28 protein-coding genes, 2 tRNA genes, 2 pseudogenes and 3 riboswitches are annotated in these 24,297 nt (G+C 37.0%); of the genes and pseudogenes, 6 read left to right on the top strand and 26 right to left on the bottom strand.

Translation table 11 applies throughout. The features are described 5' to 3' along the window. Positions 1-89: 89 nt before the first annotated feature. The 5 genes from BAZO_RS05310 to BAZO_RS05290 all read right to left on the bottom strand — a co-directional run bounded on the left by BAZO_RS05310 (position 90) and on the right by BAZO_RS05290 (position 5,286). Positions 90-362: a YokU family protein gene (locus BAZO_RS05310; protein WP_003330297.1), complete on the bottom strand. Its 273-nt coding sequence runs from the start codon at positions 360-362 to the stop codon at positions 90-92. A gap of 77 nt (positions 363-439) precedes the next feature. Continuing rightward, complete coding sequence (kamA, locus tag BAZO_RS05305; protein WP_003330296.1) at positions 440-1,837, bottom strand: lysine 2,3-aminomutase; 1,398 nt, start codon at positions 1,835-1,837, stop codon at positions 440-442. A 230-nt stretch (positions 1,838-2,067) separates the two neighbouring features. Then, positions 2,068-2,922 (bottom strand): putative beta-lysine N-acetyltransferase, encoded by an 855-nt coding sequence (ablB, locus tag BAZO_RS05300; protein WP_003330294.1) that lies wholly within the window; start codon positions 2,920-2,922, stop codon positions 2,068-2,070. Positions 2,923-2,939: 17 nt separating this feature from the next. Continuing rightward, the gene (locus BAZO_RS05295) at positions 2,940-4,349 is read right to left on the bottom strand and encodes a sigma-54 interaction domain-containing protein (protein WP_087946151.1); all 1,410 of its coding nucleotides are present in this window, start codon (positions 4,347-4,349) and stop codon (positions 2,940-2,942) included. Positions 4,350-4,497: 148 nt separating this feature from the next. Continuing rightward, complete coding sequence (locus BAZO_RS05290) at positions 4,498-5,286, bottom strand: class I SAM-dependent methyltransferase (RefSeq protein WP_003330292.1); 789 nt, start codon at positions 5,284-5,286, stop codon at positions 4,498-4,500. Positions 5,287-5,391: 105 nt separating this feature from the next. On the opposite strand from BAZO_RS05290, the gene BAZO_RS05285 reads away from it, so the two are divergent. Further along, complete coding sequence (locus tag BAZO_RS05285) at positions 5,392-6,297, top strand: YitT family protein (protein ID WP_003330291.1); 906 nt, start codon at positions 5,392-5,394, stop codon at positions 6,295-6,297. A gap of 66 nt (positions 6,298-6,363) precedes the next feature. Here BAZO_RS05285 and BAZO_RS05280 read toward each other — a convergent pair whose 3' ends face one another. Both BAZO_RS05280 and BAZO_RS05275 read right to left on the bottom strand, forming a co-directional pair. After that, the gene (locus BAZO_RS05280) at positions 6,364-7,233 is read right to left on the bottom strand and encodes a hypothetical protein (RefSeq protein ID WP_003330290.1); all 870 of its coding nucleotides are present in this window, start codon (positions 7,231-7,233) and stop codon (positions 6,364-6,366) included. A 12-nt stretch (positions 7,234-7,245) separates the two neighbouring features. Continuing rightward, positions 7,246-7,569, bottom strand: a complete 324-nt coding sequence (locus BAZO_RS05275) for a PadR family transcriptional regulator (RefSeq protein WP_003330289.1) — start codon at positions 7,567-7,569, stop codon at positions 7,246-7,248. Between the two features lie 229 nt (positions 7,570-7,798). Between BAZO_RS05275 and BAZO_RS05270 the strand changes: the two genes are divergently transcribed. Then, the gene (locus BAZO_RS05270) at positions 7,799-8,284 is read left to right on the top strand and encodes a hypothetical protein (RefSeq protein ID WP_003330288.1); all 486 of its coding nucleotides are present in this window, start codon (positions 7,799-7,801) and stop codon (positions 8,282-8,284) included. A 209-nt stretch (positions 8,285-8,493) separates the two neighbouring features. On the opposite strand, the gene BAZO_RS05265 is transcribed toward BAZO_RS05270, so the two are convergent. After that, positions 8,494-9,147: a YczE/YyaS/YitT family protein gene (locus BAZO_RS05265; protein WP_003330287.1), complete on the bottom strand. Its 654-nt coding sequence runs from the start codon at positions 9,145-9,147 to the stop codon at positions 8,494-8,496. Positions 9,148-9,298: 151 nt separating this feature from the next. On the opposite strand from BAZO_RS05265, the gene BAZO_RS05260 reads away from it, so the two are divergent. Continuing rightward, positions 9,299-9,766, top strand: a complete 468-nt coding sequence (locus BAZO_RS05260; RefSeq protein ID WP_003330286.1) for an acyl-CoA thioesterase — start codon at positions 9,299-9,301, stop codon at positions 9,764-9,766. A 51-nt stretch (positions 9,767-9,817) separates the two neighbouring features. Here the strand turns inward: BAZO_RS05260 and BAZO_RS05255 are convergent, their stop codons facing one another. From BAZO_RS05255 to BAZO_RS05240, 4 genes are all read right to left on the bottom strand, one after another. Beyond that, positions 9,818-10,132, bottom strand: coding sequence for a DMT family transporter (locus BAZO_RS05255; protein ID WP_003330285.1), 315 nt, complete (start codon positions 10,130-10,132; stop codon positions 9,818-9,820). Continuing rightward, a complete protein-coding gene (locus BAZO_RS05250) occupies positions 10,132-10,473 on the bottom strand; it encodes a DMT family transporter (RefSeq protein ID WP_003330284.1) in 342 nt (113 codons plus the stop codon). The genes BAZO_RS05255 and BAZO_RS05250 overlap by 1 nt, the downstream gene beginning before the upstream one ends. Positions 10,474-10,547: 74 nt before the next feature. Continuing rightward, positions 10,548-10,646: riboswitch (guanidine-I (ykkC/yxkD leader) on the bottom strand. 33 nt (positions 10,647-10,679) lie between these two features. Beyond that, complete coding sequence (locus BAZO_RS05245) at positions 10,680-11,387, bottom strand: MOSC domain-containing protein (protein ID WP_003330283.1); 708 nt, start codon at positions 11,385-11,387, stop codon at positions 10,680-10,682. 63 nt (positions 11,388-11,450) lie between these two features. Next, positions 11,451-12,062, bottom strand: coding sequence for a trimeric intracellular cation channel family protein (locus tag BAZO_RS05240; protein WP_003330281.1), 612 nt, complete (start codon positions 12,060-12,062; stop codon positions 11,451-11,453). Between the two features lie 53 nt (positions 12,063-12,115). Then, positions 12,116-12,193: riboswitch (glycine riboswitch) on the bottom strand. A gap of 2 nt (positions 12,194-12,195) precedes the next feature. After that, positions 12,196-12,291, bottom strand: a riboswitch (glycine riboswitch). A 161-nt stretch (positions 12,292-12,452) separates the two neighbouring features. Here BAZO_RS05240 and BAZO_RS05235 point away from each other — a divergent pair. Further along, positions 12,453-12,908, top strand: coding sequence for a cupredoxin domain-containing protein (locus tag BAZO_RS05235; protein WP_003330280.1), 456 nt, complete (start codon positions 12,453-12,455; stop codon positions 12,906-12,908). A gap of 91 nt (positions 12,909-12,999) precedes the next feature. Here the strand turns inward: BAZO_RS05235 and BAZO_RS05230 are convergent, their stop codons facing one another. The 5 genes from BAZO_RS05230 to BAZO_RS05210 form a co-directional block, all read right to left on the bottom strand. Then, entirely contained in the window at positions 13,000-13,590 is a 591-nt protein-coding gene (locus BAZO_RS05230) for a YhcN/YlaJ family sporulation lipoprotein (protein ID WP_003330279.1), read from the bottom strand. 63 nt (positions 13,591-13,653) lie between these two features. Continuing rightward, the gene (nosD, locus tag BAZO_RS05225; RefSeq protein WP_003330278.1) at positions 13,654-14,979 is read right to left on the bottom strand and encodes a nitrous oxide reductase family maturation protein NosD; all 1,326 of its coding nucleotides are present in this window, start codon (positions 14,977-14,979) and stop codon (positions 13,654-13,656) included. Next, positions 14,976-15,539 (bottom strand): hypothetical protein, encoded by a 564-nt coding sequence (locus tag BAZO_RS05220; RefSeq protein WP_003330277.1) that lies wholly within the window; start codon positions 15,537-15,539, stop codon positions 14,976-14,978. The genes nosD and BAZO_RS05220 overlap by 4 nt, the downstream gene beginning before the upstream one ends. Before the next feature lie 56 nt (positions 15,540-15,595). Then, the gene (nosZ, locus tag BAZO_RS05215; protein WP_003330276.1) at positions 15,596-17,476 is read right to left on the bottom strand and encodes a Sec-dependent nitrous-oxide reductase; all 1,881 of its coding nucleotides are present in this window, start codon (positions 17,474-17,476) and stop codon (positions 15,596-15,598) included. A gap of 24 nt (positions 17,477-17,500) precedes the next feature. After that, entirely contained in the window at positions 17,501-17,926 is a 426-nt protein-coding gene (locus tag BAZO_RS05210) for a hypothetical protein (protein ID WP_003330275.1), read from the bottom strand. Positions 17,927-18,026: 100 nt separating this feature from the next. Between BAZO_RS05210 and BAZO_RS05205 the strand changes: the two genes are divergently transcribed. Continuing rightward, entirely contained in the window at positions 18,027-18,443 is a 417-nt protein-coding gene (locus tag BAZO_RS05205; protein ID WP_081585642.1) for a GNAT family N-acetyltransferase, read from the top strand. 54 nt (positions 18,444-18,497) lie between these two features. Here the strand turns inward: BAZO_RS05205 and abc-f are convergent, their stop codons facing one another. The 7 genes and pseudogenes from abc-f to BAZO_RS21575 all read right to left on the bottom strand — a co-directional run bounded on the left by abc-f (position 18,498) and on the right by BAZO_RS21575 (position 23,164). After that, positions 18,498-20,132, bottom strand: coding sequence for a ribosomal protection-like ABC-F family protein (gene abc-f, locus BAZO_RS05200; RefSeq protein ID WP_003330273.1), 1,635 nt, complete (start codon positions 20,130-20,132; stop codon positions 18,498-18,500). 271 nt (positions 20,133-20,403) lie between these two features. Beyond that, positions 20,404-20,676 carry a hypothetical protein gene (locus BAZO_RS05195; protein WP_003330272.1) on the bottom strand — a complete coding sequence of 91 codons (273 nt, stop codon included), beginning with the start codon at positions 20,674-20,676 and terminating at the stop codon, positions 20,404-20,406. A gap of 204 nt (positions 20,677-20,880) precedes the next feature. Then, the gene (locus tag BAZO_RS05190; protein WP_003330271.1) at positions 20,881-21,306 is read right to left on the bottom strand and encodes a hypothetical protein; all 426 of its coding nucleotides are present in this window, start codon (positions 21,304-21,306) and stop codon (positions 20,881-20,883) included. Positions 21,307-21,370: 64 nt separating this feature from the next. Continuing rightward, positions 21,371-21,502, bottom strand: a complete 132-nt coding sequence (locus BAZO_RS23170) for a hypothetical protein (RefSeq protein ID WP_267880049.1) — start codon at positions 21,500-21,502, stop codon at positions 21,371-21,373. A gap of 16 nt (positions 21,503-21,518) precedes the next feature. After that, positions 21,519-22,223, bottom strand: a complete 705-nt coding sequence (locus BAZO_RS05185; protein ID WP_003330270.1) for a class I SAM-dependent methyltransferase — start codon at positions 22,221-22,223, stop codon at positions 21,519-21,521. Between the two features lie 110 nt (positions 22,224-22,333). Then, positions 22,334-22,450 (bottom strand): annotated as a pseudogene (locus BAZO_RS21580) (sigma-70 family RNA polymerase sigma factor); the annotation flags it as partial. A gap of 520 nt (positions 22,451-22,970) precedes the next feature. Then, a pseudogene (locus BAZO_RS21575) lies at positions 22,971-23,164 on the bottom strand (helix-turn-helix transcriptional regulator). Positions 23,165-23,423: 259 nt separating this feature from the next. On the opposite strand from BAZO_RS21575, the gene BAZO_RS05175 reads away from it, so the two are divergent. Further along, positions 23,424-24,032 (top strand): LysE/ArgO family amino acid transporter, encoded by a 609-nt coding sequence (locus tag BAZO_RS05175; RefSeq protein WP_003330266.1) that lies wholly within the window; start codon positions 23,424-23,426, stop codon positions 24,030-24,032. A 61-nt stretch (positions 24,033-24,093) separates the two neighbouring features. Here the strand turns inward: BAZO_RS05175 and BAZO_RS05170 are convergent. Together BAZO_RS05170 and BAZO_RS05165 are read right to left on the bottom strand one after the other, a co-directional pair. After that, a tRNA-Arg gene (locus BAZO_RS05170) sits at positions 24,094-24,167 on the bottom strand. 32 nt (positions 24,168-24,199) lie between these two features. Continuing rightward, positions 24,200-24,273: transfer RNA gene (locus BAZO_RS05165), tRNA-Ile, on the bottom strand. Positions 24,274-24,297: the final 24 nt, after the last annotated feature.

Below are 24,297 nucleotides of genomic sequence, written 5' to 3'. Positions count from 1 at the left end.
CCTCTTTCCTTGGAAGCAAAGTTGGTGGAACATGGGGACGGTTCGTGTGTTCCATGGAATACGAGAACCGTCCTAGCGTTCCCACACAATCAAAATTTAAAGTAATTTCTTTTTAGCATTTTAGGTAATTGCATTAATTGTTCGTAGGGTATTGTTTTGGCAATTTGTTTTGTATCAATAAGCATGAGTTGGTCTTCAATTTCTTCAATAAAATTTTCAGGCTGATATTCCATACCACAGTCCGGACATGAAATCCCGGGGGTATCCGTAATTTCAATTGCTCTTGACCCATCCGGAAGTTCCCAGTAGACAGTACAGGTTGTTTCCACTGCATTAGCAGCTTTGCACCATTCACAATTCACTCATCTCACTCCTTTCTGGGACACAGTTCCCGACCCTCTGGCTCGCAAAACTGGACCAGAGAACCCGACCCTGTGGCTCATTCGCCTTCATTCTCTTTTTTAAGTTGGGCTTGAAACTTTTTCTCTTTGAGTTCATCGCGTTTTTCGCGCTTTTCTTTTAAGCTAGAATAGGTTGGACTTTGTTTGAAATTTTGGCGGCGATCATGGCGCTGTAGCGATTTTGGAACAAGATTAAATTGCTCGTCGTTCATTAATGAGGTAATTCCGGTTTTAGATGGCGTTTTTATGAGTCCTGGGAATAATTCACTTATATAGTCGTCGGCCCGGCCCCCTACATAGTTTTCTGGCTCTGGGTATGTGGTAATGACCCCTTCGAAATTGCGAAGGACCGTTTTTGTAGGGCTTTGTGAAATTATATAATTGGGCTGTAACGCAATTTTTCCTCCTCCACCAGGAGCATCCACAACAAAGGTTGGTACTGCATATCCGGATGTATGCCCGCGCAACCCTTCAATAATTTCTATTCCTTTTGAAATCGGGGCACGGAAATGGCCAATTCCTTCTGAAAGATCGCATTGGTAGATGTAATATGGGCGTACACGGATTTTCACTAACGAATGCATGAGTTTTTTCATGATTGGGACGCTGTCGTTGATGCCTGCCAATATAACGGATTGGTTTCCTACAGGAACTCCAGCATTTATAAGCATTTCACAAGCATGTTTTGAGTCTTCGGTTATTTCGATAGGTGTGTTAAAGTGAGTATTCAGCCAAACTGGATGATATTTTTTGAGAATATTGCAGAGGTTTTCAGTGATTCGTTGTGGAAAAACGACTGGGGCTCTTGTGCCGATTCGAATGATTTCAACATGTGGGATTGCTCGTAAATTTTTAATAATATATTCGAGAATCGTATCATTTATTAATAAAGCGTCACCACCTGAGAGTAGGACATCCCGGACCTCTGGTGTATTCCGAATATAGTCAATTGCACCATCAATCTGTTTCTTCGGAACGCCCATGCCAATTTGGCCGGAAAAACGGCGGCGTGTACAATAGCGGCAATACATGGAGCATTGATTTGTGACAAGGAATAGGACTCGATCAGGATAACGGTGGGTTAAACCGGCAACTGGTGAATCCTCGTCTTCTTCTAACGGATCTTCCATATCATATTTTGTTTTGTAGATTTCCTTTCCAACTGGAACAGACTGCATTCGAATCGGACATCTGGAATCGGTTGGATTCATTAATGATGCATAATATGGGGTAATGTTTAGTGGGATTGTTTTTGTGGATATACGTACGCCCTCTTCTTCCTCCGGTGTCAGATCAATCACCTTTTTTAAATCATCAAGTGTACGAATGGTATTTGTCAGCTGCCAAATCCAATCATTCCATTGCTCCTCTGATACGTCCTTCCAAAGCTCGATATCTTTCCAATGCCGTGATGGTTTATATAAATCATGAAGCATTGTAATTTCCCCCTTACTTTCTGTTTAGCACTTATTTTGCCTTTAATTAAAGCTTTACTTAAATAATATGCAAGAAGTGTGCCAACGTTAAGGGAGAGGGAAAATGCGTTTGCAATATCTTTTTGTAAAATTAATGCCGAAATTCCAGCACTTTTAAAGGATTCAATATGCCGAAAAATGAGCACATTGCATAAAAATCGGCAGCAACGGTGATTTTGTTTAGACCCTGGTTAGGAAGATAAATCTTTTACCCATACATTCATATTTTCAATTTTATCGAAAATAAAGCAGTTATTAGTTAAGCGGCCGTTGTATTGATAGCTAAGCTGAAAAAGGGCTGCATTCATTCCGTAAGAAAGCGCACGGGCAAGCGAAAAAGCACAATAGATGCCGGCATCCTTTAGTTCTTTTTCAAGTTCAACCATAAGCCTTTTTAGCAAGCCGTATTTTCGATGCTCAGGTAATGTAGCACAATCCGTAATCTCGGCATTATGGAGTGAAGCATTAATCTCGGCCGATGCCGCACTGACAAGTTCATTATTGCATTCACCTACGTAAAAAATAGTCCCTCCAGTTATCATCACTTTCGTTACATATTCCGGATTATTCATTGGTGTTGGATAAACAGGAAAAACGTTGTTATAAAGTTCAGCAAGCTTAACGGCATCCTCCGTCTTAGCTTTCCGAATTCTATACTGGCTGGGAAGCTTGATTTCGTGCATCTTTTTCCCTTTTTCTTGAATCGATTGAATAATCGCATCCTCTTGAAGCCAACTGGTACTTGTTCGCCGTTCATTTTCTTTATAACAAGTCATGATATAGTTATCTGAGCCATTAAAATAACCCTTAATGATCCCTTCTAACTCAAAGCCTATCGAAAGGAGCTGCCTCCAATGTTCAACTCTTGAAAAATAGATTAATTTCGTAAATTTGTAGCCGTCCATCGCTTTATTCAGCTCTTGAACGATCATGTTTACATTGCCACGATAATCGTCGACGCGAAGCCGTTTATTAAAATAATCGATATAGAGATGAATGGTATAATCGGGAGTTTTTAAAATTTTAGTTTCAGAGGTTGATTTCAAATTAGTTCCCTCCCTTCCTACTCTTTTTCCTCACCTATAAGCCCATGCTTTTTCATTTTATATTGAAGCGTTTGTCTCGGGATTTTTAATATATTGGAGGCCTTTACTACATTTCCTTTCGTTATACTTAGCGCTTGAAGTATCATTTTCCTTTCCGTTTGTTCAACAGCAACCCGTAACGGTTTTAATAAGGTTTTTTCCTCCATTACACTAATAGTTTCGACTGGCTCTTTCAGAATGGGCGGTAGATGTTCAAGTTTAATTGTATCACCATCAACGACATTCATCGCGTATTCGATTGTATTTTCTAATTCCCGAACATTCCCTGGCCACTCTAAGCCTTCAAGGAGCAGGATCACTTTATCGTCAATTTTAATAACGAATTTATTTAATTGGTAATTATATTTTTTCATAAAATGGTTAGCTAATAACGAAATATCCTCTTTTCTTTCCCTTAATGGGACAATACCGATAAAAAATACATTGAGGCGATAATATAAATCAATGCGTAGCGTATTTTTCTCCAGGCAATCTAAAGGATGTTCATTCATTGCTACAATAATTCTGACATCTACCGCATAGGATTCCATTCCGCCAACCCTCCGTATAACGCCGTCCTCCAATACACGTAAAAGCTTCGTTTGGAAGTCCAAAGGCATGGCATGGATTTCATCTAAAAAAAGTGTACCGCCATGGGCAAGCTCAAATAAACCAGCACGATCTACTGAACCTGTAAAACTGCCCTTTTTTGTACCAAACAATATACTTTCAAGTAATGATTCCGGTAAGGATGCACAATTTTGGGCAATAAACGGACCATTACTCCTCGGTGATGCATTATGAATTGATTGCACAAGCAGCTCTTTTCCAGTTCCTGTTTCCCCATAAACGATAACAGGAGAAGTACTGCAGGCTGCCCTTTTTGCATGTGCCTTTACATTTTTCATTGTTTCAGAGGCGGTAATGAAATCATCCCAATGATACTTAGCACCCGAAATAGTGGTTGGCTTCGTTTTTTGGGTCACAACTCTTTCCTGCAGCTCATGCAGCTTCTGGGATAATTGCTTTACTCTTGATAAATCCTTGGCAATTTCAATCGCCCCAACAATTCTATCTCCCACTTTGATCGGCAGGGTTGTATTAATGGTGTCAATCAACACGCCTTTCGTATTTTTATAGGTTTGCGATTGTTGATAGATCGGTTTTCCTGTTTCAACCACCTTTAGCAGCGTACTTGTTTCATTATTTAGGGACGGAAAAACCTCGAGTACATGCTTCCCCAAGACCTCATCTATTTCTACCCCATCATGTTTGGCCGCCACTTTATTATAAAAAATCGTGATCCCCTCTGAATTCACAGCATGAATTGCTTCATCAATACTTCCTAATATCGCTTCCAGCATCTGTTTCGTTTCAAAGGATTTCAAAAACACTTAACCACCTCCTGGGACATGGGTCGGGTTCTCTGGCCCAGCATTCTATTATTTATATATATTTCTATAGTGCTTTTCTTACCACTACTAAGAAAAAAAGCAGAAACTCGATTAGAAGTCCCTGCTCTTTGCGTTTATTTAACTATTGAACCTTTTTCTGACAAAGAACCATCCACTCGTCAATTTGATGGGATAGTACATGATCTTCATTTTCGCTCATTACTATTGAAAAATAGGTTTTTAATTCTTCATCCGCATTTAAAATATATTGTTCTACAGTGTCGATTTGCTGTTGATTTTTGGCGGTCACTCCCACCCAGGTTGGAAACTGAAATCTTTTTTTGCGATTTTGGGATTGAATCTCCTGCAAACCGTTTGAAGCAAATAGTTCCTTCCATTCATTGACGGAAAGGCAGCGGACATGACTTTCATCTCTCAGCTTTTCGACAGTATTCATGAACACACCCAAATGTTCCTCTTCTGGTGCAACATTATCTATTAGTAAAAATTCCCCACCTGGTTTTAAGACCCGTGATGCTTCCTTTATAAATTTATTTGGATTTGGAAAATGATGCGGTGCGATCCGGCACGTTACAACGTCAAACGTCCCCTCTAAGAATGGTAGGTTTTCAGCATCGGCAATGACGTAAAAAATATTCGTGCAAACTTTACTTAAATGGCTGGCTGTATTACTTAGCATTGGCTCCGTTAAATCCGTTGCATAAACGGTCGCCACATGTGGCGATAATGTTTTCGCAACATGCCCACCACCTGTAGCAATATCTAACACAATCCAATTTGATTGCGGCTGCATCCACTCCACTAACAGCGGAAGATCATCTCCCTTTGCATGGGATTCACTCTTTATATATTTTTCAGCATTTTTACCAAAAGTCTCTTTAACCTTTTGTTTTACCTTATCGTCATTCATCTTGAACATTCCTCCTTTTTTTAATCTTACTTCTTGTCTTAAAATAAAGTCTCATTTCATAAAATTTAACATCTGTCTTGTTAAATTGAAAGGGAAGCGAATTGAATGTATTTAATAAAATTAACAAATCTAGCATTACTTTATTTATTTGTTTGGGTCACATTCAGCCTTATTTATCTTTTTTTGGATATTCTAAACCTTGGACTTTTACTTAATCCATTTTTAGAAAATGGTCAAAAAAACCTAATTAGCAGTTCCCTAATATTCAGTGCAACTACCCTGTTTACTGGTGAAATAAGCAAAATAATCCCTTATGGTTTCTCTATGCCACTCGCTTTTATCGAAGGTTCAATTGGATTTTTAATTCCGCCATTCATCATGGCACAATCGCTCCCATCAAAGCTCTCACCTATAGAAAGAAGCGGTTTACCCATTATAAATCTAGTAAAGTGTACTTTTTTCGTGTCAATCGGTTCACTGTTTGCGGCTCTTGGTTTGAAAAGCTTTTTAGTACCAAATCATATCATTGATGGCGGTATCGTTGGGGTCTCGATCATCTTTTCTTATTTAACCGGTTTAAAATTAGAATTATATCTTTTATTATTAAATCTTCCCTTTCTCTATATTGGTTATAAAAAAATCGGAAAAAGATTTGTATTTACGACATTAATCGGGATAAGCATTTTATCACTTGGCACGTATTTTCTATATAATGCACCTGTTCCAACAAAAAATTTATTTGTCGCTTCGATTCTTGGTGGGGCTTTATTAGGAATTGGAGTCGGCTTGGTGATCCGTTATGGAGGCTCCCTTGATGGCACCGAATTAGTAGGAATATTAGTTAACAGAGCGACAACTTTTTCTATTGGCAAAGTTATCATGTTCATTAATATTTTTATTTTTTTTAGTGCAGGATTTGTTTTTGGTTGGGATAAAGCGTTGTATTCGGTACTAACTTATGTTATTGCATCGAAAATGATCGATGTAACAATCGAAGGTTTTCATATATAAAAATTTATAAAATTAGAAAATCTTTAGTCTTGTTATATAACAAAATCTTTGCCTTCTTTTCTCTGACTATAAGCTTGCAACATTCCTTTTTACATAAAATAAATAACCTACTATATTAAAAAGTAAAACTATAACAACCGCTAATTGTAATTTATTCACATGATTATACTTCAAGTTTGAAACTGCCCAAGTTGAAAATAAAAACCAGTAACAAGCAAATAAAAATATACCGAAATATAGAATATTATTACTAAGTTGAATTAGTTTAATTTGAGCTTCTACAATTATATCGCTATTAGGTATTCTCTTTGAAATACCATAAAAGGGGAAATTGAAAATATGTTCCCTCTCTTTTTCAAAGAGCCTATTCCTTTCTTTTGAATTGTAAATATATTGATATTCACCATTAAAGTTATAAGCATCTTCATATTCTACAATACTTATCATAGCTGCTTGTACACTTAAAAAATTATCTACCCCATATTTAATCATTTCTTCAGTTTCTAATGAAACTCCATTTTCAATAAACTCCACTGTATCTGGGAGTAGATCAAAAAATTGTTCAGCCTGTAATTTTATATACTTAAAATTCCAGTAGTAAAAAGTAGATATAAATATTATGCTAAATATTAAACAAAAAGCGGCTAATTTTAACAACTTTCCATTTAGCCATTTTTTTGTTTTATAAATTTCACTAAGCTTATTCACCATTTTTTGAGGAGAATGATACCCTTGCAAGACCATTTTGGTTGCTTCAGCAGACGTAAAATTATTTTTCACAAGTTCAATGACTTCCTCTTCCATATTACTTTTTAACTCTTCATATATTTCTTCTTTTGTCTCCTTAGATTCATTAATTTTAAAACATACTTTTTGACAAAATTCATGAATTAGTAATGCAGACTGGTCATCAATTAGATTAGATAAATTCTCCAAGTATTTTACCTCCTAATTTAAGAAAAAATCGACAATTTGTTTAAATTCACGCCATTCTCTTTGTTTGTTTTCTAATCTTTCTATACCTATATTTGTAATATCATAGTACTTTCTTCTCGGACTCCCCTTAGATTCATCCCACCAAGACATAATAAATCCACTTTTCTCCAACCTCTTTAAAGCTAAATATAATGTTGACTCTTTTATTGAAAATGTCCCTTTGGTATTCATCAAAATTTCCTTTGATAATTTATAAGCATATATTGGTTTTTTAGAGATAATCGATAAAATTATAGTATCGATATAACCCTTTAAAATCTCCTTTTCGAATTCCAACAAATCCCCTCCCCCAAAATTATACCAAATAGATACTCTGCTATACAAGGTATTATTCTATTGTTTTTTATATCCAATGTATTTATGGAAATATATTATAAAAAATAGTTTTTTAAAATAGTCCCTCGGAAATTCAATTTCCGGGAGACTATTACATAAATACCGACACCGAAATAACACCGAAAAAGATACCGAAAAAAATAATGATAACAATAGCTTTGTAGCTACATTGAATTTTGAAAACGGTGAAATTTCAAAGGTTCCCTTTAATATTGTTTCAAATAAAGTAAGGATAGATTTTGACTCTTTACAAACCAATGAGTATAAAGTAATACAAAAAGGTTCTGACACAACTATAGGGTTAAATGCAATTAATCTATGTGAATATAATTTCTGGAATAGAGAAGATGGAGTTGATTTTTACTCTGACTGTGTTTTTGGTATAAGCGGAACATCCACTGTTAAATTGGCGCTTACACAAGACAATAATTATAGTGATATACAAACACCGGGGATTACCTATGTAATAACAATTCATAAGTGGTATGGTGATGATGATTGGGGTTATAAATATGTATCTGGTTCATATACAGACCCATATACTGTAACCATTTCAGGAAAAAGCAATTCATTATCTGGTGCTCAAATAAGATTCGAACCAAAGTCACATTCATTTCCAGTAGATTACGAGGGTTATGGTATTCTTTATCAATAAACAACACGGATAAAATATTCCCAAAAAACGAAATACCTTTAAATTAATTTAGATTAAAAAAGCACGTAAATTACCATCGAAAGTAAATTACGTGCTTTTCTTATACGTTTAATTGATCATGATTTTCTGAAAAACCCCTTAACACATGTTTTCCACATTTCCTGACGATACCCTAATTTGGGATGTGTCCACTTTTTCTTTTAGTCTAATTAATTCGCAAACCATCTTTCTATCTGTACATGCTTTACAAAGATTTTGTTGAATATTTTTACAAAAAAACCGACAAGAAAGGCAGAAATTAGCGTCCCTTCCCGTACACCCTCTATTACTCCAAGTGAACCTAAAGAAATAATAAGAGCTATAATGACTAGTAACCAATCAAACAGAATTTTTATCGTCCCAAAGTCTTTTCCTAACTTACCAGCGATTGCCTTAACTACTCCCTCTCCCGGATTTATAATAACCCCGGCAAACACTTGCAAGTACACTCCCAGCGCAAGGATAATCGATCCCAATACAACACATAAAAGTTTTTCAATATAATAATTGGGAATAATAAAAGAAAAAATAAACATCCCCAAATCGACAAAAAGTCCAAAAAAGGGCCCTACAAACACCTGCAAATATTGATCTTTCGTAAAATCCTTCCGTAAAATTGCAATTTCAATAAGAATACAAACCAAAGAGAGCGCAAAGGTCAATTGACCAAATGTAAATGGAGTGATTAAGCTCACCACATATGGTACACTCGAAATTGGTGATGTACCCAATGTGGATTTGGTTATTAAAGCAATCCCCAGCCCCATAAATAATAGTCCAACTAAAAATATGACATATCTTTTTATTAATTCAGCATTAGCCATTCATCTGTCTCCTAAAATAAGTTTTTCATATTATAATAGCCTTTCTCCCGATAAAAGGTTGTCGAAATTAGTTACTTTGAAATATAAAAAAGGATTGCGTGCAAACTATAAAGAATATGAATGATATAAGAAAAGGAAATGAGGGAATTAAATGACTGACAAAATATCCAGTAACATATCTAGAACATTTCAAACAAAACTTGTCTTACCACAAGATACAAACCATATGGGGACGATTTTCGGCGGTGTTGTATTAGCACACATTGATGAAATAGCAGGAATTACTGCTATGAGACACAGCAAGAGTACCGTTGTAACAGCTTCTATAGACACTGTAAATTTTGTTTCTTCTGCCGTAGTTGGCGACATCCTCTTTCTTGAGGCAAGCATCATTTCAACAGGAAGAACATCAATGGAGGTCTATGTAAAAGTAGAAACGGAAAATCTTGAAACAGGCAAAAGAACGTTAACAACCAATGCCATCACAACAATGGTTGCAATAGATGAAAATAAAAAGCCTATCCCCGTTCTCGGTATTATCCCTGAAACAGAGGAAGAAAAAAAACTTTTTGCCGAGGCTTCCGATCGGAAAAGGCGGCGCTTATCAATTAAGGAATAAAGGGGGACAAGGGGGCAGACCCCCTGTCTCCTCCTTGAGCCACCGCATATACTAAGAAATCAATTTCAGGCCAATAACCGATCCTATTATGATTGTTATAAAAGCAAGGCGTTTCCAATCCTTTGGCTCTCCATATAAAAGCATACCAAGGATAGCACCGCCTGAGGCGCCAATTCCAGTCCAAATTGCATAAGCCGTACCCATCGGCAAGGTCTTCATCGCAAGAGCAAGAAATAGAAAGCTACCACCAAAACCAAGGAGCAGGAGCACTTTTGCCTGCCAATTTTTATCCCTATGCAATTTATTAATCATGACCACACCGAACATTTCAAAAAGACCGGCCACAAACAAGGATACCCACGCCATTAGACTTTCACCCCTTCCTCAACCTCGTCCTTCGTCACTAATTTCAACCCGATGACGCCCACTAATAAAACTAAAATTAAAGAAATTTTTCCGATATTAAATGGTTCACCGAAGAAGACAATATCAGAAAGGACTGTTCCAGCAGTTCCCATACCCACAAATACAGCATATACAGTACCAACCGGTAATTTCCGCCCTGCCATGATCATGTAGTAGAAGCTGATAAAAATCGAAATGGCAGTACCAAGCCACGTCCAAAAGTTATCAGCATGTTTTAAGCCAATTACCCAAAAGACTTCAAAAAAGGCGGCAATAAACACTGTTGCCCAATTTTTGTTCATCTATATGATACCTCCTACATAAAAATTTCCCGATAAAAAACAAAAAAGCCTGAGAGACCACTGTTAAAAACAGCATCTCCCGGGCTTTTATCCCTCCGTGACACAGCCTAGGCTGTGAGTTTTCTCTCGGTCCAGACCAGCCAGCAGACTGCGGAACCCTAGAAAACATTCATTTATATTATACAATCGATTGAAAATTAATCAAGTTATTCATTTGGTCCTATGACTCTTTTTCGTATATCAGAAGTTTCGCCCGTTGCTATCCGCTTATTTAACGTGTTTTTCCAATTTTGGGCAAGCAACTCACATTGAGCAAATTCACGTACCTCTTCCGGATTTGGCGAAGTACCATGCATAATCTCATTGCACTTGGAAATTGTCCATTTAGGGTATGGTCTTTCAATTAGGGTAAGCTTTTGGCCCACCTCGATATTCCCCTCTTTTAAAACCCTAAAGTACCACCCGGTTCTTCCTGAATTTTGGATTAATAAAGCCAAATTTTTTATTTTAAAACGACGGGCCGGCTTCCAGCATGGCTGCCTAGGCTGAGATACTTGAACAATCGCATCCCCAATTTGATACGTGTCTCCAATAGCAACCATATCTTCTTTTACATTTTCCAATAAAAAATTTTCACCCATAGCACCAGGGCCGATTTCTGTTGTATTTAATTCCTTTTGCCAGTTTTCATAGTGTTCAAAAGGATAGACAAAAACCGCCTTTTCAGGTCCTCCATGGTTTTCCCTATCGGCTTGTCCATCACCTAATAAACCCGTTTTAGTCAGCAAAACAGGACCTTGGATTGGTTGTTTAAAAATTCCGCTCTCCCATTCCCGTTCCATCGGATTTTTTGCGTCTTTTACACCGACTTTTTGTGGCAAACCGACAAATACTTTTTTTAGGATCATATCCATATTCACTCCCCCCTATGAATTTTACTTTATCACAAGTACGGCGTGATTCTACGAATATGTTATTTAGTTTCCTTGTAAACTTTTAGAAGTTCTAGTTGGCAAGCACCAGCCGAACTGATAGGACATCACACGCAATATAAGAATCAAAACAAAAAGTGTGTAGAATTGGTATGATTCCGTAGCCCACCCCATCCCGATAATGAACCCAGCAAGCATAGCCCACAGGAGATAAACCTCCTTTTGGAATACAAGTGGCTTTTGTTGAGCCAATACATCGCGAATGATTCCGCCACCTGCACCTGTAATCGCAGCAGAAAACATAATAGCTATGATAGGGAGGTCAACTGAGTGTGCATACATCGCACCCTGCACTGCAAAGGAAGATAGCCCTATTGCATCAAAGAGGTTCAATTCTTTTAATCTATGAACAACTTTTTCTGGAAACAGAAAAACGATCGCAATAGTGATTATTGCAATAATGAACAGTTCTGTTTGTTGCCACAATACGGTGATGGGGATACCAATCAAGAGGTTCCTTACAGCTCCGCCGGCAAATGCAGTGATCAATCCTAGCGCATAAGTACCAATAATATCATACTTCACCTCTATTGCAATAATGGCCCCGCTTATTGCAAAGGCAATCGTGCCAATGACATTCAATACATCCCAAACCACAAAAAAACCCCCTTATAAATAAGTAAACATGACAAAATACAGAGAAACTCTTTTCTCTGTCCTTGTACCTGAGAGTTTAACCTATTATTTGAAGGTATTCCCCGTGGGTGGCCTAAAGCACTCTCCAGAGATGCGTCCTACAGTGGTCTTTTTACCTGAGAGATTCATCTTTCATTTAAGATTTGCCCCTTCGGTGACGTATAATTACGTTCTCTCCCACTACAGTCTTCCGCAATATTTATTAGATTAAATATACAGTAGACGATGACCAGTTGGATTGTCAAACGAAATTATTTACTTTTATTTTAAAAATTTTTAAAAAAAGACAAGTTTAGCTACCCTCTCGGCATAATTATGAAATAGGACACATTCCGAAAGGGGCTATAACATATGAACTTTTTTGTTGTGACGAAAAAAACACTACTACTTTTTTTAACTACAGCTATCATTTTGGTTGCTGGATTTTTCGGGTACTTTTTGCTAAAGCAGGGGGATTTACCGGTATGGCTGCAACAGTCAAATGACAGTATTCGTGAAATCGATATGATTACGATCGAATTCCATACGAAAACAAAAGATGGGAAAGATTTAGTTGTTCAACGCTGGGATCCAGGAACTATTTTTCTAGAAAAGGGAGAAAAAGTAAATCTTTATATTAATGCTACTAACGGTGAGGATCATCCTTTTCATATAGAAGGAACGGATATCAGTGGGATTGTAAAAAAAGGCGGAACTACGATGGTCCCGCTTCAGTTTGAGGAAGAGGGCACCTATCGTTTGATTTGTGATACACATGCCCATAGAGATCATAGTATCCCAATGATCGGTTATATTGTGGTTGATTAAACGAAAAAAGGGAGAAGCTCCACGACATGGAGCTTCCCCCTTTTGCGGGATTGAGCTGGGCGAGCCGCAGTTCCCGACCCTGTGTCCCAGCCTACCGGCGTCCATCTGCATGTCCAATATCATAAATGATTTCGCCAATTCCCTTTGAGACAAAGCTTGTCTTTACATTATTCATATTCGTAAATAGGGTATGGACTCTTTCTTTAATGTCCGGATCTGATGTAACGTAGACATTATAACCCTGCTCGTTTTTCGCTATCACTTGTTGAACTTTTTTCTCTAATCCCTGCTCATCACCCTTTTGGTTAACGTCAATAGCGACAACAATATCTGCCCCTTGTACAACTGATACAGCCCGATTTACTCCAGCAATATCTTCAGCCGCTTCAGATGCTCTGGAGGCTACTCGTTGGGCTGACCGAACATCATTCGATATCTGGGTACCCTGTTCCCCAGAATACGATCCGTTATAATTATGATTATATGGATCATCATATTGCTGTCCTAGATTAGTTGTGTTTGTCATATTTGTTGTATTCGTCCCGTTACCCGGACTAGTAACCTGCCCTACATTGTCTCCCATCCTTGGCTGTGCATCTTCGCCTGCGTTATTGTTATTGATATTACAACCTACCAGTCCAGCTAAAAAAATCAAAGAAATAAACATGATTTTAGGCCTCATTTATTACACACTCCTTTTACTATCTATGTTGTTCACTTATGAAATAGCTATGCATGCAAATTCTCACGAACGAGCCTTTCTTCTTTGAACATAAATACTGAAAAAAAGAATAAGGGGCAAAAGAAGCACCCAGACCATCCCCATGCTCGTTTGTTGATTGCCCACCAAAGGATAAGGATCTTCAAAAACGATTTCTTGCTTATGTAAAAATTGATTTATTTTTTCGTAAATCAAAATGGCAGGACTCTGCAAAAACAGATAAACAAGCTCTTGATCCTCGATTAGCTTTGCTAGTGAAGATTCATATCGTACCGGGATATCCCCAATCTGATCTCTATTCAAATCCAATAATGGGATTGAACTCCCCCATTCATTTCCTTTCTGATCCATACTCCACTCGTTATTCGATTGGCCACCAACTGTAATAACAGGTATGGTGTTGTTGTAAAATCGATTTAAAGAAAAGATTTGATCACTGGAGCTGGTCCAGAGCTCAACGCCGATTTGATTTTGGTGAAAATCATTATGGAGGATGTCATTATGCTGTGACAGGTCAAAATAAATTCCCCGCTGATTATAGAAAAAGCGATTATCCTCAATTTTATTTTCATTGCTAGCTTGAATCATTAGACCAAAGGCACGTGTCCCTTGATGGTAGGAAAATTCATTTCCAATTAATTCAATGCCCTTAGATTGCATAATGGCTGCACCACCTGTATTAAGGTGAAAGTTGTTGTTATAGAAACGATTGTTATCGGAATACATATAATGCAGCCCATATCTCGTATGACTGACGTCAACACCTTCTGTTACATTGTCATTGGCATAATAAAAATAAATACCGTCACGTGAATTTTTAATATCCGAATCACTCAATTGATTTCGATGGGAACGAATCAGTTGAATTCCATTCCCTTGACCCCCTATTTCACCTTCACCCACTCCAGTAACATGCACTCGTGAAATATTATTATCATGTGAGCCGCTCAAATAAATTCCATGAAATGAATCACTAATTGTAAGATCCTTTAACACATTTCGGTCAGATAAAACCTTTACCGCCGAATACTCTTCCAATGAATTTCTACTTAAGCTGCCATGGGAGATTTTCAAATTTTCCAATCGAACTCCATGTCCGGGCTCTTTGATAAGAATGACATTGCCTGTACCGTCTCCTTTAATATGAGTTTTACCAGAGCCTTTGATTGTTATCGGTTTGGAAATTACTACATTGCCCTCATAGGTTTTATCTTGAAGTAAAAGCATTCCATTAGAAGGGGTTTCATCAATCAGTTCTTGTAAGTTTTTTTCTTTTGTAAAATAATGGGTAGGAAAGATGAATACAAAGAAAAGCATCATTCCTATTATCCAAACCCTGTTCTTTCTCATTGTTTTCGATCCCTCCATAATGGAAAAAGGACGCACAAAAAGGCAGCTCCTAAAATAAAGGAACCATAGCTGAAATAGCTGTCCGTTACAAAATTAGCGATCGTGTTTTCACCAACAACAGGTGGGACAAATGGTTCAACCTCAATCGGGGCTTTTGGATCAAGGTTCGTTCCATAATCCTTCAACCAGCGATTGATATCATAAATTCCAATTGCTCCACCCGCAACAAAAAGACCAATTAGGACATAGAGCAAACCTTTTCTCCTTACTAAGGCCACAATAAATGCTAATAAAGCCATCCCTCCGATAATGTATGGCAAGTACTGCAGCTCTGGAAAATCCTCTTCGCTAAAATTTTTCATACCGATATAGTGATTTAAGCCATTTACAATATCAATTTCTCCCGCTAATTTATATGGATAAACGATGATATCCAATCCTTCCGGGTATTGAGGTGCATAAAACTTCATCCCCCACCATGAAAAAAAAATAGATAATGCCAGTAAAATACCAGCTATGCACAATGAAATAACCGATGGCATCGAAAGCGCATTCTTCATTATTAGGTTCTCCTTTCACGAATTAGAAAAAGGGCATTATATGCCCTGCCCTTCTTCTATCCTTTTGGTTCAACCAATAAATATCCGTTCATTTCCTGATGCAATGCGGAGCAGAAGTTTGTGCAATACAATGGATAAGTACCGGCTTTATCAGCTATAAATTCCATTGTATTGGTCTGTCCTGGCTGAACCTCCATATTCAAATCATAGGAATTAATTCCAAAGCCATGTGTAATATCCTGGTCAAGGTCAATATTTGTTAAATGAATAACGACCTTATCTCCTTCTTTTACATGGATAACGTCTTTTCGTTCAGCAGCTCCATCGAAAATAAATTTAGATCTCATCGCAACACCACGAACTTCGACAGTGTTTCCATTTCTGGTAATGCCTGCATCCTTTTGATTCCAAATACTATTCGGACGTTTTTCATCTTTTTCATAAATTTTGTCTGTGGACAATTTATCTGCCTTGACCATTTGTGCATAATGGGGCTCAGGGTCAACAGGGGCAGAATAAATAAGTTCCATCTTATCTCCAGAAAGATCAATAAGCTGCATAGATTCCGGATGGGACGGACCAACTCCGAGATAAGTATCCTTCGCAATTTTATTTAAGGAAACAAGATATTTCCCATCCGGACTTACCGTATCACCCTCCGCGGCTGCTAAATGACCCGGTGAATATTGTACCGGGATCCGGTCAAGAACTTCACCCGAACTAGGGTCCCATTTAACAATCTCGGATGAAATAAACATCGTTGTATAGCAATGACCTTTTTCATCAAATTGCGAATGCAATGGCCCCAGGGCATTTTCAGGATTTACTTCCCTCTCCATTACAGACTCATAATCCAAGACTGGAATGCCGTTAAACTCTCCTGAAAACTTTTTGTCTTCAATAGCTTTAAAGGCTTTTTCGAATGAAAAGACAGTCATCGCTGGAGCGAGTTTTCCAGAAGCAATAAAACGCGTACCGTCCGGAGTAACATCAACACCATGCGGGGATTTAGCCGTCGGTACTAAGAATATACCTCCCTTATGCTTCTCAGGAAAAATCATCTTTACGTCCCCAACCATGTCGTATTGCCCATCTGCTACCATTTTCTCAAGCTCTTTCCAATTATAAAGAACGATATAATCTCGGTCTTTTTGAGAGGCATTAATTTCCATTTCCGTCGTTGCTTCTTCCGTATTATAAGTTGTCATAACGGACCAACCTTCCGAACCTTTTTTCCCGGCATCAGACAAATCAAATGACCATGGAGGCAAAGCAACTTGATAAGCCAGCTCAAGCTTTTTCTTATCTTCATTAAACGTAACTGCAGACATTACACCTCTATATTTCTCGTTATATTCGTCTAATGGTGCATATTCAAAACCTAGAGGAACAGCAAAACGAGTCGGCAAGAATAAATACTCCGTATTCGGTGTAACAAAAGCCGCACAATGCGGACCACCTGTATTTGGAACCTTTAAAATATCCATCGTTGTAAACGTTTTTAAGTCCAAGACTGCTGCACGATTATTGGCAACATCTGTGGCAAATAAATACTTTCCATCATAATCTCCATCTGTTTCAGATAAAGCCGGATGGTGGAGGTCACCCCAAGTATATCCACCCATTAATTCTTTTGTATGTTTGTCATAGCCATACCCTGTTGCGGAATCCGGCGAAAAGACTGGAATGGTTCGAATACGCCGCATTGAGGGTACACCATAAATAAACATTTGCCCGGAATGGCCTCCTGAAGCAAATAGATAATATTCATCATGCTCTCCAAACGGAACATAAGTCCTTTCGGCATATGAAGCAACATTTGAGGCATTGGTATTTGTATTTGCTTGATTCGTATTTCTATCAAAGTCAGCAAAAATAACGGTTGAAGCTAGTCCACCTGCCACTAAGCCTGTAATGGCCGCTATCCATTTCTTCATAAAAACACCTCCAAACAAGCATTCTTACTTCTCTGATGCAGTCTTCAATGCTTCAAGAACTGCTTTTAATTCATCCTCTGTCAAGGGTTTGTCTCCAAGCACACCAGCCATTACAGCAGATGTCGGTTTTTTGAGAAATTCCTCAATCGGCACACCGTGCTTTCCCTCAACATTTACATAGGCTTGTGATAAATCCGGACCGGTCGCCCCCCCTTGAATATTAAGTGCAGACACACTATGACAGGAAATACAACCGCGTTGAACAAGGATTCTTCCTTCATTATCAGATGCATCACCCTGTTGTTGATCGATCGCTTTATCCTTTGCAGCTTGATCTGTTTGTTCTCCGTTTTGTGCTGGTTCTGAAGCTTGGTTATTTTTAAAGAATAAGTACCCACCACCAAATGCTATGGCAAAACAAATTAAAAAAATTGCTACATTCTTGCCCATAAGGCCCCCCCTTCCTTCCTTATTCATTGAATTTTTTTTAGTATTTTCCTATCATTTTTTATTATTCCTATTTTTGGGTTAAATTCACTAAACACAAAAAATGTGGGACACAGTTCCCGACCCTGTGTCCCGATGCTTGCTGTTAAGAAAATTAGATGGTATCGTCCTTTTAAGGACATCATTTTATTTTGCGGTAAAAAACAAATTGAGGAGATGGTATAGAATGGACGAATTTAAGCTAGGTAATAATGAAATTTACATGGAGGAAAATGGAGAAGTAATAGCAAGAATACAATTTGTGCCGAGCGGATCCGATGAAAATGGAAAAGAGCTCATTACTGTAAAGCATACAATTGTTAATGAAGGACATAATGGCAAAGGGCTTGGGAAAAAATTAGTGAATAGAATCGTGGAATATGCGAAGGAAGAAAATATTGCTATTATCCCAGAGTGTACTTACGCAAAGAAAGTACTTGAAAGTAACGAAGAATTTCGGGAAGTTCTTGCAAAGAGATAACTTAACTAAAAGTGGGACACAGTTCCCGACCCTGTGTCCCACTTCTTTTGGCAATCACTTCCCAAGCGATTTGATTTGCTTTGTTAATTCGTTAAATTTCAAATCAAGCTCTGCGTATGCCTGATCCTTTGGGGTGAGAAAGCTCAGCTTTCCTAACACTTCTTGTCTTTCAGTTTCAAGCTTCAACCGCAGCTCTTCTTTAGAATCATTATTCTGGACTGGTTCTTTCCACTGCCTGTGAATCCTATTATTCGAAATCTCGAGTTTACCGCTTGTTGTCTTTTCAAGAAAATAGCGGTCATGTGATACGACTAAAAGTGTCCCATTGTACAGTGATAGAGTGTTTTCCAACTGTTCACGTGAGGCTAAATCAAGATGATTGGTTGGTTCATCTAAAATGAGTACATCTTTTTCCTCTAAAATATAAGCCATTAGCTTACACTTTACCCGCTCCCCCATACTCATAGCTGCAATCGGCTCTTTCCACTGTGATGCCGTAAAGCCGAGGTGCTTCATTAAATTTTGAACTTGCCCTCTTACTTCAAATGTTTCTCGATAAAATAACTGTTCTGGCGTTTGGGCAAGCGGCAGGTCAAACACTTCCTGAGTTAGATAGCCGATCTCAGCTGAAGGCGATACCCAGACATTTCCTTGAGCCGTTTCCTCACCCATAATTATTTTTATTAAAGTCGTTTTGCCACTGCCATTCGGTCCTATTAACGCCAACTTTTCGCCATGCTGAATTGTAAAATTAACGTCTTTAAATAAAGTTCTCCCATCAAAAGCCTTCGATAAATTCTTAACCTCTAAAAAACGTTTCCCTACCTTGGTATTGGCCTTCATTGAAAAACGTACAGTGTATTCCGGTTCAACCCGCTCCACCTTTGCTTTTTCAAGTTCTTTCTCAAGACGCTTTTGTTTTGACTTTACTTGCGAATCCATACGTTTTGCTTTTACACGATAATATTCCTTAAAACCTTCTTTTTTCGTGGACTGGGCATGTGCTTTTTTTGACCAAGAAGTAAGCTCGTTGATTTGTCCCTCAATTTGTTCAACCATTTTTTGCTGTTTCTCATATTCCCGCGCTTGTGTTAATCTTTTCTGTTTGCGGGCATCCATATAACTTGAATAATTACCTTTGTGTTCAATTAACTTTCTACCTTCAATAGACCAAATCTTTGTTGCAACTTCATCTAAAAAATAGCGATCATGCGATACCAAAATAATCGTACCTTTAAATTGTTGCAATTGTTCCTTAAGCAATTCCTTGCTTGGTTCATCTAGGTGGTTTGTCGGTTCGTCCAAAAGCAATAAATCAGTAGCCCTCGCCAACCCTTTGGCAAGCCGCGCCTTCAATTTTTCGCCACCACTTAATTGTGAAAAATCACCTGTTGGTACATGCCATTTCTCAAGCAGTTTACTTTCGCAATATGTCAACTCCTCTACTGAAAAATTTTTCGTTTCCTGTTCCACCAAGACAATCTCTGGACTTTGAACGAGCCATCTAAATTGCCCTTTTGTTGGCACTAACGTCTTGTTTATTAATTGCAGCAAAGTTGACTTCCCAGCACCATTTTTTCCAATAATGCCGATCCTATCTCCTTCTTGAACACTTGCATTCACATCTTCAAAAACCGTGACATCATTGACTTCATATCCGATATTTTGTAATTTTAATAATTCACGCATATAATCGCCCCTCTTTATAGTAGGGAGGATTCGAACCCCACAAATCTCCGGAAATTAAAAAATCCTCCCAATTTTGTTGGAAGGATTAGTCGCATTTTTGTGTACTCAAATAAAGCTATTCACTAATAGCTCAAGTTATATATGAAAAATGGGCAGACTAATCCTATTTTGTATGATTTGAAATATTTTCATTTCAAACTTTTAAAAATAAGATTAGTTTAACATCGGCCACCCATCATCCCTTCTGTTGTTTATTACTATCATTATAACATTAAACGCTTGTTTTAGCTAAACGGATTCTTTTTAAAAGTTGAATGGCTGCAGCACCAATTAGCGCCATTACTATAAATGTAAAAACTAAATACATGGGACTTCCTACATATCCAAATGAAACCTCGTTTTGAAGAACCGTTACATTTTCATAGGCATTCTCTATATCCGGTACAAAGTTCCACGTTTGACTCAATCCATGAACTAGACTTCCCCCAATATAAATGACGTGAATAACGATTGAAAAAATTACAGCTTGGAAAAATAATCTCAAAGTTTCCACCTCTCTCGAAATTCCATTATCATCTTTATTATACAGTTGTTTATTTGGACAGTAACCAATTAACTTCCATTTTACTGAAATATTAATTAAACATTTATTTAAAATTGCCCCTCCTTTTGAACTTGGCTAGTTCACCAATTTATTCAGAACTAAAATTCCAAAATCAGTAAAAATAAATTATACTTATTGTAAAAGTCAAAACTTCTTTACATTAATCAACAACACGATAGCAGTCATTGTGTTAAAAATTTCTGCTAAAATAACTAAAACAAAGTTGAAAATTCCCGTTCTGAACTCTTTCTCACCTGCAGGGTATTGAGAAGTATTGAAATCATTGTTAGTTAAATATGTAATGAAGCCTAAAATCATTATTAGATATATTGAATTAAAAACTATTCCGAATAAATATCCTAATTTCTTTTGTTTTTCCTTAATATCGAATATTAATGAAATGATATGTACAAATAACATAAATAGAATACAAGGCCATGGAAATCCAATAAAAAGGAAATATACGAAGAAGAAAATTGGTGAAACCAATTCTAAACAAGCAACTACTATTTTTCTATTGTTTATTAATTTATCAATGACTCGATCGTGAGTTAGCTTTCTTAGCTCCATATTCCCCCCCTCAATATACACACCTCAAGAATAGAGAATTATCTTTAATTTAAAAGAGAGATTGTCAATTTACTGGAGAAACTAACCTTACATCTTTTTCAAGTACAGCCACCACTTCTGCTGAATCCGTAGCTATTCTTCTTTCATATTCGCCAACGTTAGTTAAACCCAATGGCGTTACTATGTATTTTAGCAAGCGTCATTTTACTCATTTATTTTTCAATAGTGAGAAAGTTAGTTGCTGATGGAAGAAATCGAAATTCTGTTTTGTTAATTTTAATATTTATGCCAATTTCACTTATGTCATCTATTAGTTTGTTTAAATGCGGGTAAATTCCATCTTTAAAATCAACCAATGGATATATCAATATTGATCCACCTTTTTGTGTAATCCTTATCATTTCATTAATAGCATCTAAATGAAATTTATAATCAAATTGTTCTCGATATAAAAATAGAAAGTGATTACAAAAAACTAACGCAAACGTATCATTATCAAAAGGTAAGAACGGCAAGGTTGCGGAAATATATTTTTCTTTATTATTATCTTCACGATAACTTTCTATAAATTGATTTAAAGAACGTTCTCGAATTTCATCGTGATGTTTTAGACTTTTATAATCGTTCCATATAAAAAGATTTTCATTTTGGGATAACTTTTGAGAGGCTATTTTAATTTCCTTTTTTCCTAGATCATACATTTCTTCACTTGTAAGGGTGTATAAAGGGTCAACTGCTATAGCCTCATATCCTTTTTGATTTAATTCGGCAGTAAATGAAGAGGCCCCAGATGCAATATCAAGAATCCTTCCATTACTTAACAAGCCTTCTTTTAACATAAACATTTCTTTATACTCTTGGTAAGAGCGACATGTCATCGCAACTCCCGATTGAGCATACAACTCAGTTTTACACATTTTCTCGTCTCTCCTTTTCTCAACTTGGCTCAACTAATCTTGGCTAACAGATTTATTATAGGAAAAATTTGTAAAACATTCAAGTTATTTTACTTTCTGATTCGTTAGTATACCAGATCCTTAGCTATCTCGGCATCTTTCACATAAGAAAACGCCAATCGTACCAACTCATTACCATATTCAATCATTATTTTTTCTAATATGGAGTCTTTTTCTTCTCTGTCCAATCTACTACCCTCCCTTTCAACCTACTTCAAGTTCTGCTATTAGACGATTATCAAATCATAATAGGTTCAATATTAAAAAAGTATTTATTTTAACACCAAATACTAATCCTTACTTAAAATATTCTGCTATTTCTTCATCCGTCAAACCTTGTCTTTTCAGCATATTCTTGCTTACCACTTTTAGGCATTGGGTCTGCCATCTTTGCATTTTCATCATAAGAAAATTACTTTCCCCTTATACTGTTCAAGGAAAAGTAGGACTTTCTCATGTTTTTTACAAGCGGATCTTCCTTAACATAGGTTTGAAGTAAATTGATAGATTCACCTTTTTTTAATTGGTTAGTTTCATCTCTTAAAATATCTTGAACCATTATTTTGGTTTTAACAAATTCAACGTCACTATATGTAAAGATTTTTACCCTTTTCCTTAGTTTGTGCAGTTATTACAATAGGTGATGCTTCCGCAAGATCCTCTAAATTTTGGAAATCTGTTGCAAATACTGAACTTATCTCATGATTATTAAATAAAACTGCTTGACCAATGTACAATAGGACGACCTAAAACATAAGATAAATTAAATACCCATTCTAAACTTGGATCATATTTATTATTTTCAATGGCATTGATTGTTTGCCTTGTCACATTACACAAATCTCCTAATTTTCCTTGTGAAAACCATTCTTTTCTCTGTATTCCTTGATTCTATTTTCCATGACTAAGCCACCTTTAGATTTTGTAAGGTGTCAAACATTCTTTACACTTCATTTATCTTACATGTGCTTACCACTTTTTGCGTATTATTTGTAAAGAATTATTGTGACAATAAGCCACCCTCTATTTTGAACAGGATTCACCTGAAGCTCCCTTTTATTTTTCAAAAAAGTAATGCTTCTCAATATATTTGAATCTACTCCTAGTGTTATAATTTAGTGACTTGACTGTTACATAGTAGAAAGGGTTGTAGATTATTAAATGATAAGCGCTATTATACACGGGTTTATACTGGCCTTTGGACTTATTCTTCCATTAGGCGTCCAGAATGTATTTGTTTTCAACCAAGGAGCAACTCAACCAAGATTTAGTAGAGCATTACCGGTTATAATTACAGCGTCCCTTTGCGATACGTTCCTTATATCCTTGGCTGTATTAGGTGTATCCGTTATTGTTTTCGGGATTCCATGGATAAAATTCACTCTTTTATTGGTTGGAGTATTATTTTTAGCATATATGGGCTTTGTCACTTGGAAAAGTAAATCAAATACAAGCTCATCAGAAGCGAATGCTCTTTCTCCCAAAAAGCAAATTGCCTTTGCTACATCGGTCTCATTGTTGAATCCTCATGCCATAATGGATACGATTGGGGTAATTGGAACAAGTTCATTATCCTATTCAGGAATGGACAAACTTGGATTTGCTTTAGCTTGTATTACTACTTCTTGGATATGGTTTATTGCACTAGCTTTGGTAGGAAGACAAGTTGGTAGATTAAACAACTCAGGAGGATTTATTACAGTTCTTAATAAGATATCAGCTCTCATAATGTGGGGAACAGCAATCTATCTTATTTTTACATTAATATAAAAAAGAACCCCGATTCAAAATTGAGTTTCGGGGTTCTTTACATATTCATGCGTATATATTACGCGCCTTAGAGGATTCGAACCTCTGACCGTACGCTTAGAAGGCGTATGCTCTATCCAGCTGAGCTAAAGGCGCATTATAGTAAAAATAATTTATAATGAAAACAATGGGCCTGAATGGACTCGAACCATCGACCTCACGCTTATCAGGCGTGCGCTCTAACCAGCTGAGCTACAGGCCCATATTGGAGCGGGTGATGGGAATC

Source organism: Schinkia azotoformans LMG 9581, from assembly GCF_000307855.1.
GTDB classification, from domain to species: domain Bacteria; phylum Bacillota; class Bacilli; order Bacillales; family Bacillaceae_J; genus Schinkia; species Schinkia azotoformans.
This window is presented reverse-complemented; position numbering and strand designations above follow the sequence as displayed.

Coding starts and splice junctions, on each gene's coding strand:
- kamA (WP_003330296.1), bottom strand. CDS start 1,837: ATGCTTCATGATTTATATAAACCATCACGGCATTGGAAAGATATCGAG.
- BAZO_RS05290 (WP_003330292.1), bottom strand. CDS start 5,286: ATGAATGACGATAAGGTAAAACAAAAGGTTAAAGAGACTTTTGGTAAA.
- BAZO_RS05285 (WP_003330291.1), top strand. CDS start 5,392: ATGTATTTAATAAAATTAACAAATCTAGCATTACTTTATTTATTTGTT.
- BAZO_RS05265 (WP_003330287.1), bottom strand. CDS start 9,147: ATGGCTAATGCTGAATTAATAAAAAGATATGTCATATTTTTAGTTGGA.
- BAZO_RS05260 (WP_003330286.1), top strand. CDS start 9,299: ATGACTGACAAAATATCCAGTAACATATCTAGAACATTTCAAACAAAA.
- BAZO_RS05255 (WP_003330285.1), bottom strand. CDS start 10,132: ATGGCGTGGGTATCCTTGTTTGTGGCCGGTCTTTTTGAAATGTTCGGT.
- BAZO_RS05250 (WP_003330284.1), bottom strand. CDS start 10,473: ATGAACAAAAATTGGGCAACAGTGTTTATTGCCGCCTTTTTTGAAGTC.
- BAZO_RS05245 (WP_003330283.1), bottom strand. CDS start 11,387: ATGGATATGATCCTAAAAAAAGTATTTGTCGGTTTGCCACAAAAAGTC.
- BAZO_RS05235 (WP_003330280.1), top strand. CDS start 12,453: ATGAACTTTTTTGTTGTGACGAAAAAAACACTACTACTTTTTTTAACT.
- BAZO_RS05230 (WP_003330279.1), bottom strand. CDS start 13,590: ATGAGGCCTAAAATCATGTTTATTTCTTTGATTTTTTTAGCTGGACTG.
- nosD (WP_003330278.1), bottom strand. CDS start 14,979: ATGAGAAAGAACAGGGTTTGGATAATAGGAATGATGCTTTTCTTTGTA.
- BAZO_RS05220 (WP_003330277.1), bottom strand. CDS start 15,539: ATGAAGAATGCGCTTTCGATGCCATCGGTTATTTCATTGTGCATAGCT.
- nosZ (WP_003330276.1), bottom strand. CDS start 17,476: ATGAAGAAATGGATAGCGGCCATTACAGGCTTAGTGGCAGGTGGACTA.
- BAZO_RS05210 (WP_003330275.1), bottom strand. CDS start 17,926: ATGGGCAAGAATGTAGCAATTTTTTTAATTTGTTTTGCCATAGCATTT.
- BAZO_RS05205 (WP_081585642.1), top strand. CDS start 18,027: ATGTGGGACACAGTTCCCGACCCTGTGTCCCGATGCTTGCTGTTAAGA.
- abc-f (WP_003330273.1), bottom strand. CDS start 20,132: ATGCGTGAATTATTAAAATTACAAAATATCGGATATGAAGTCAATGAT.
- BAZO_RS05190 (WP_003330271.1), bottom strand. CDS start 21,306: ATGGAGCTAAGAAAGCTAACTCACGATCGAGTCATTGATAAATTAATA.
- BAZO_RS05185 (WP_003330270.1), bottom strand. CDS start 22,223: ATGTGTAAAACTGAGTTGTATGCTCAATCGGGAGTTGCGATGACATGT.
- BAZO_RS05175 (WP_003330266.1), top strand. CDS start 23,424: ATGATAAGCGCTATTATACACGGGTTTATACTGGCCTTTGGACTTATT.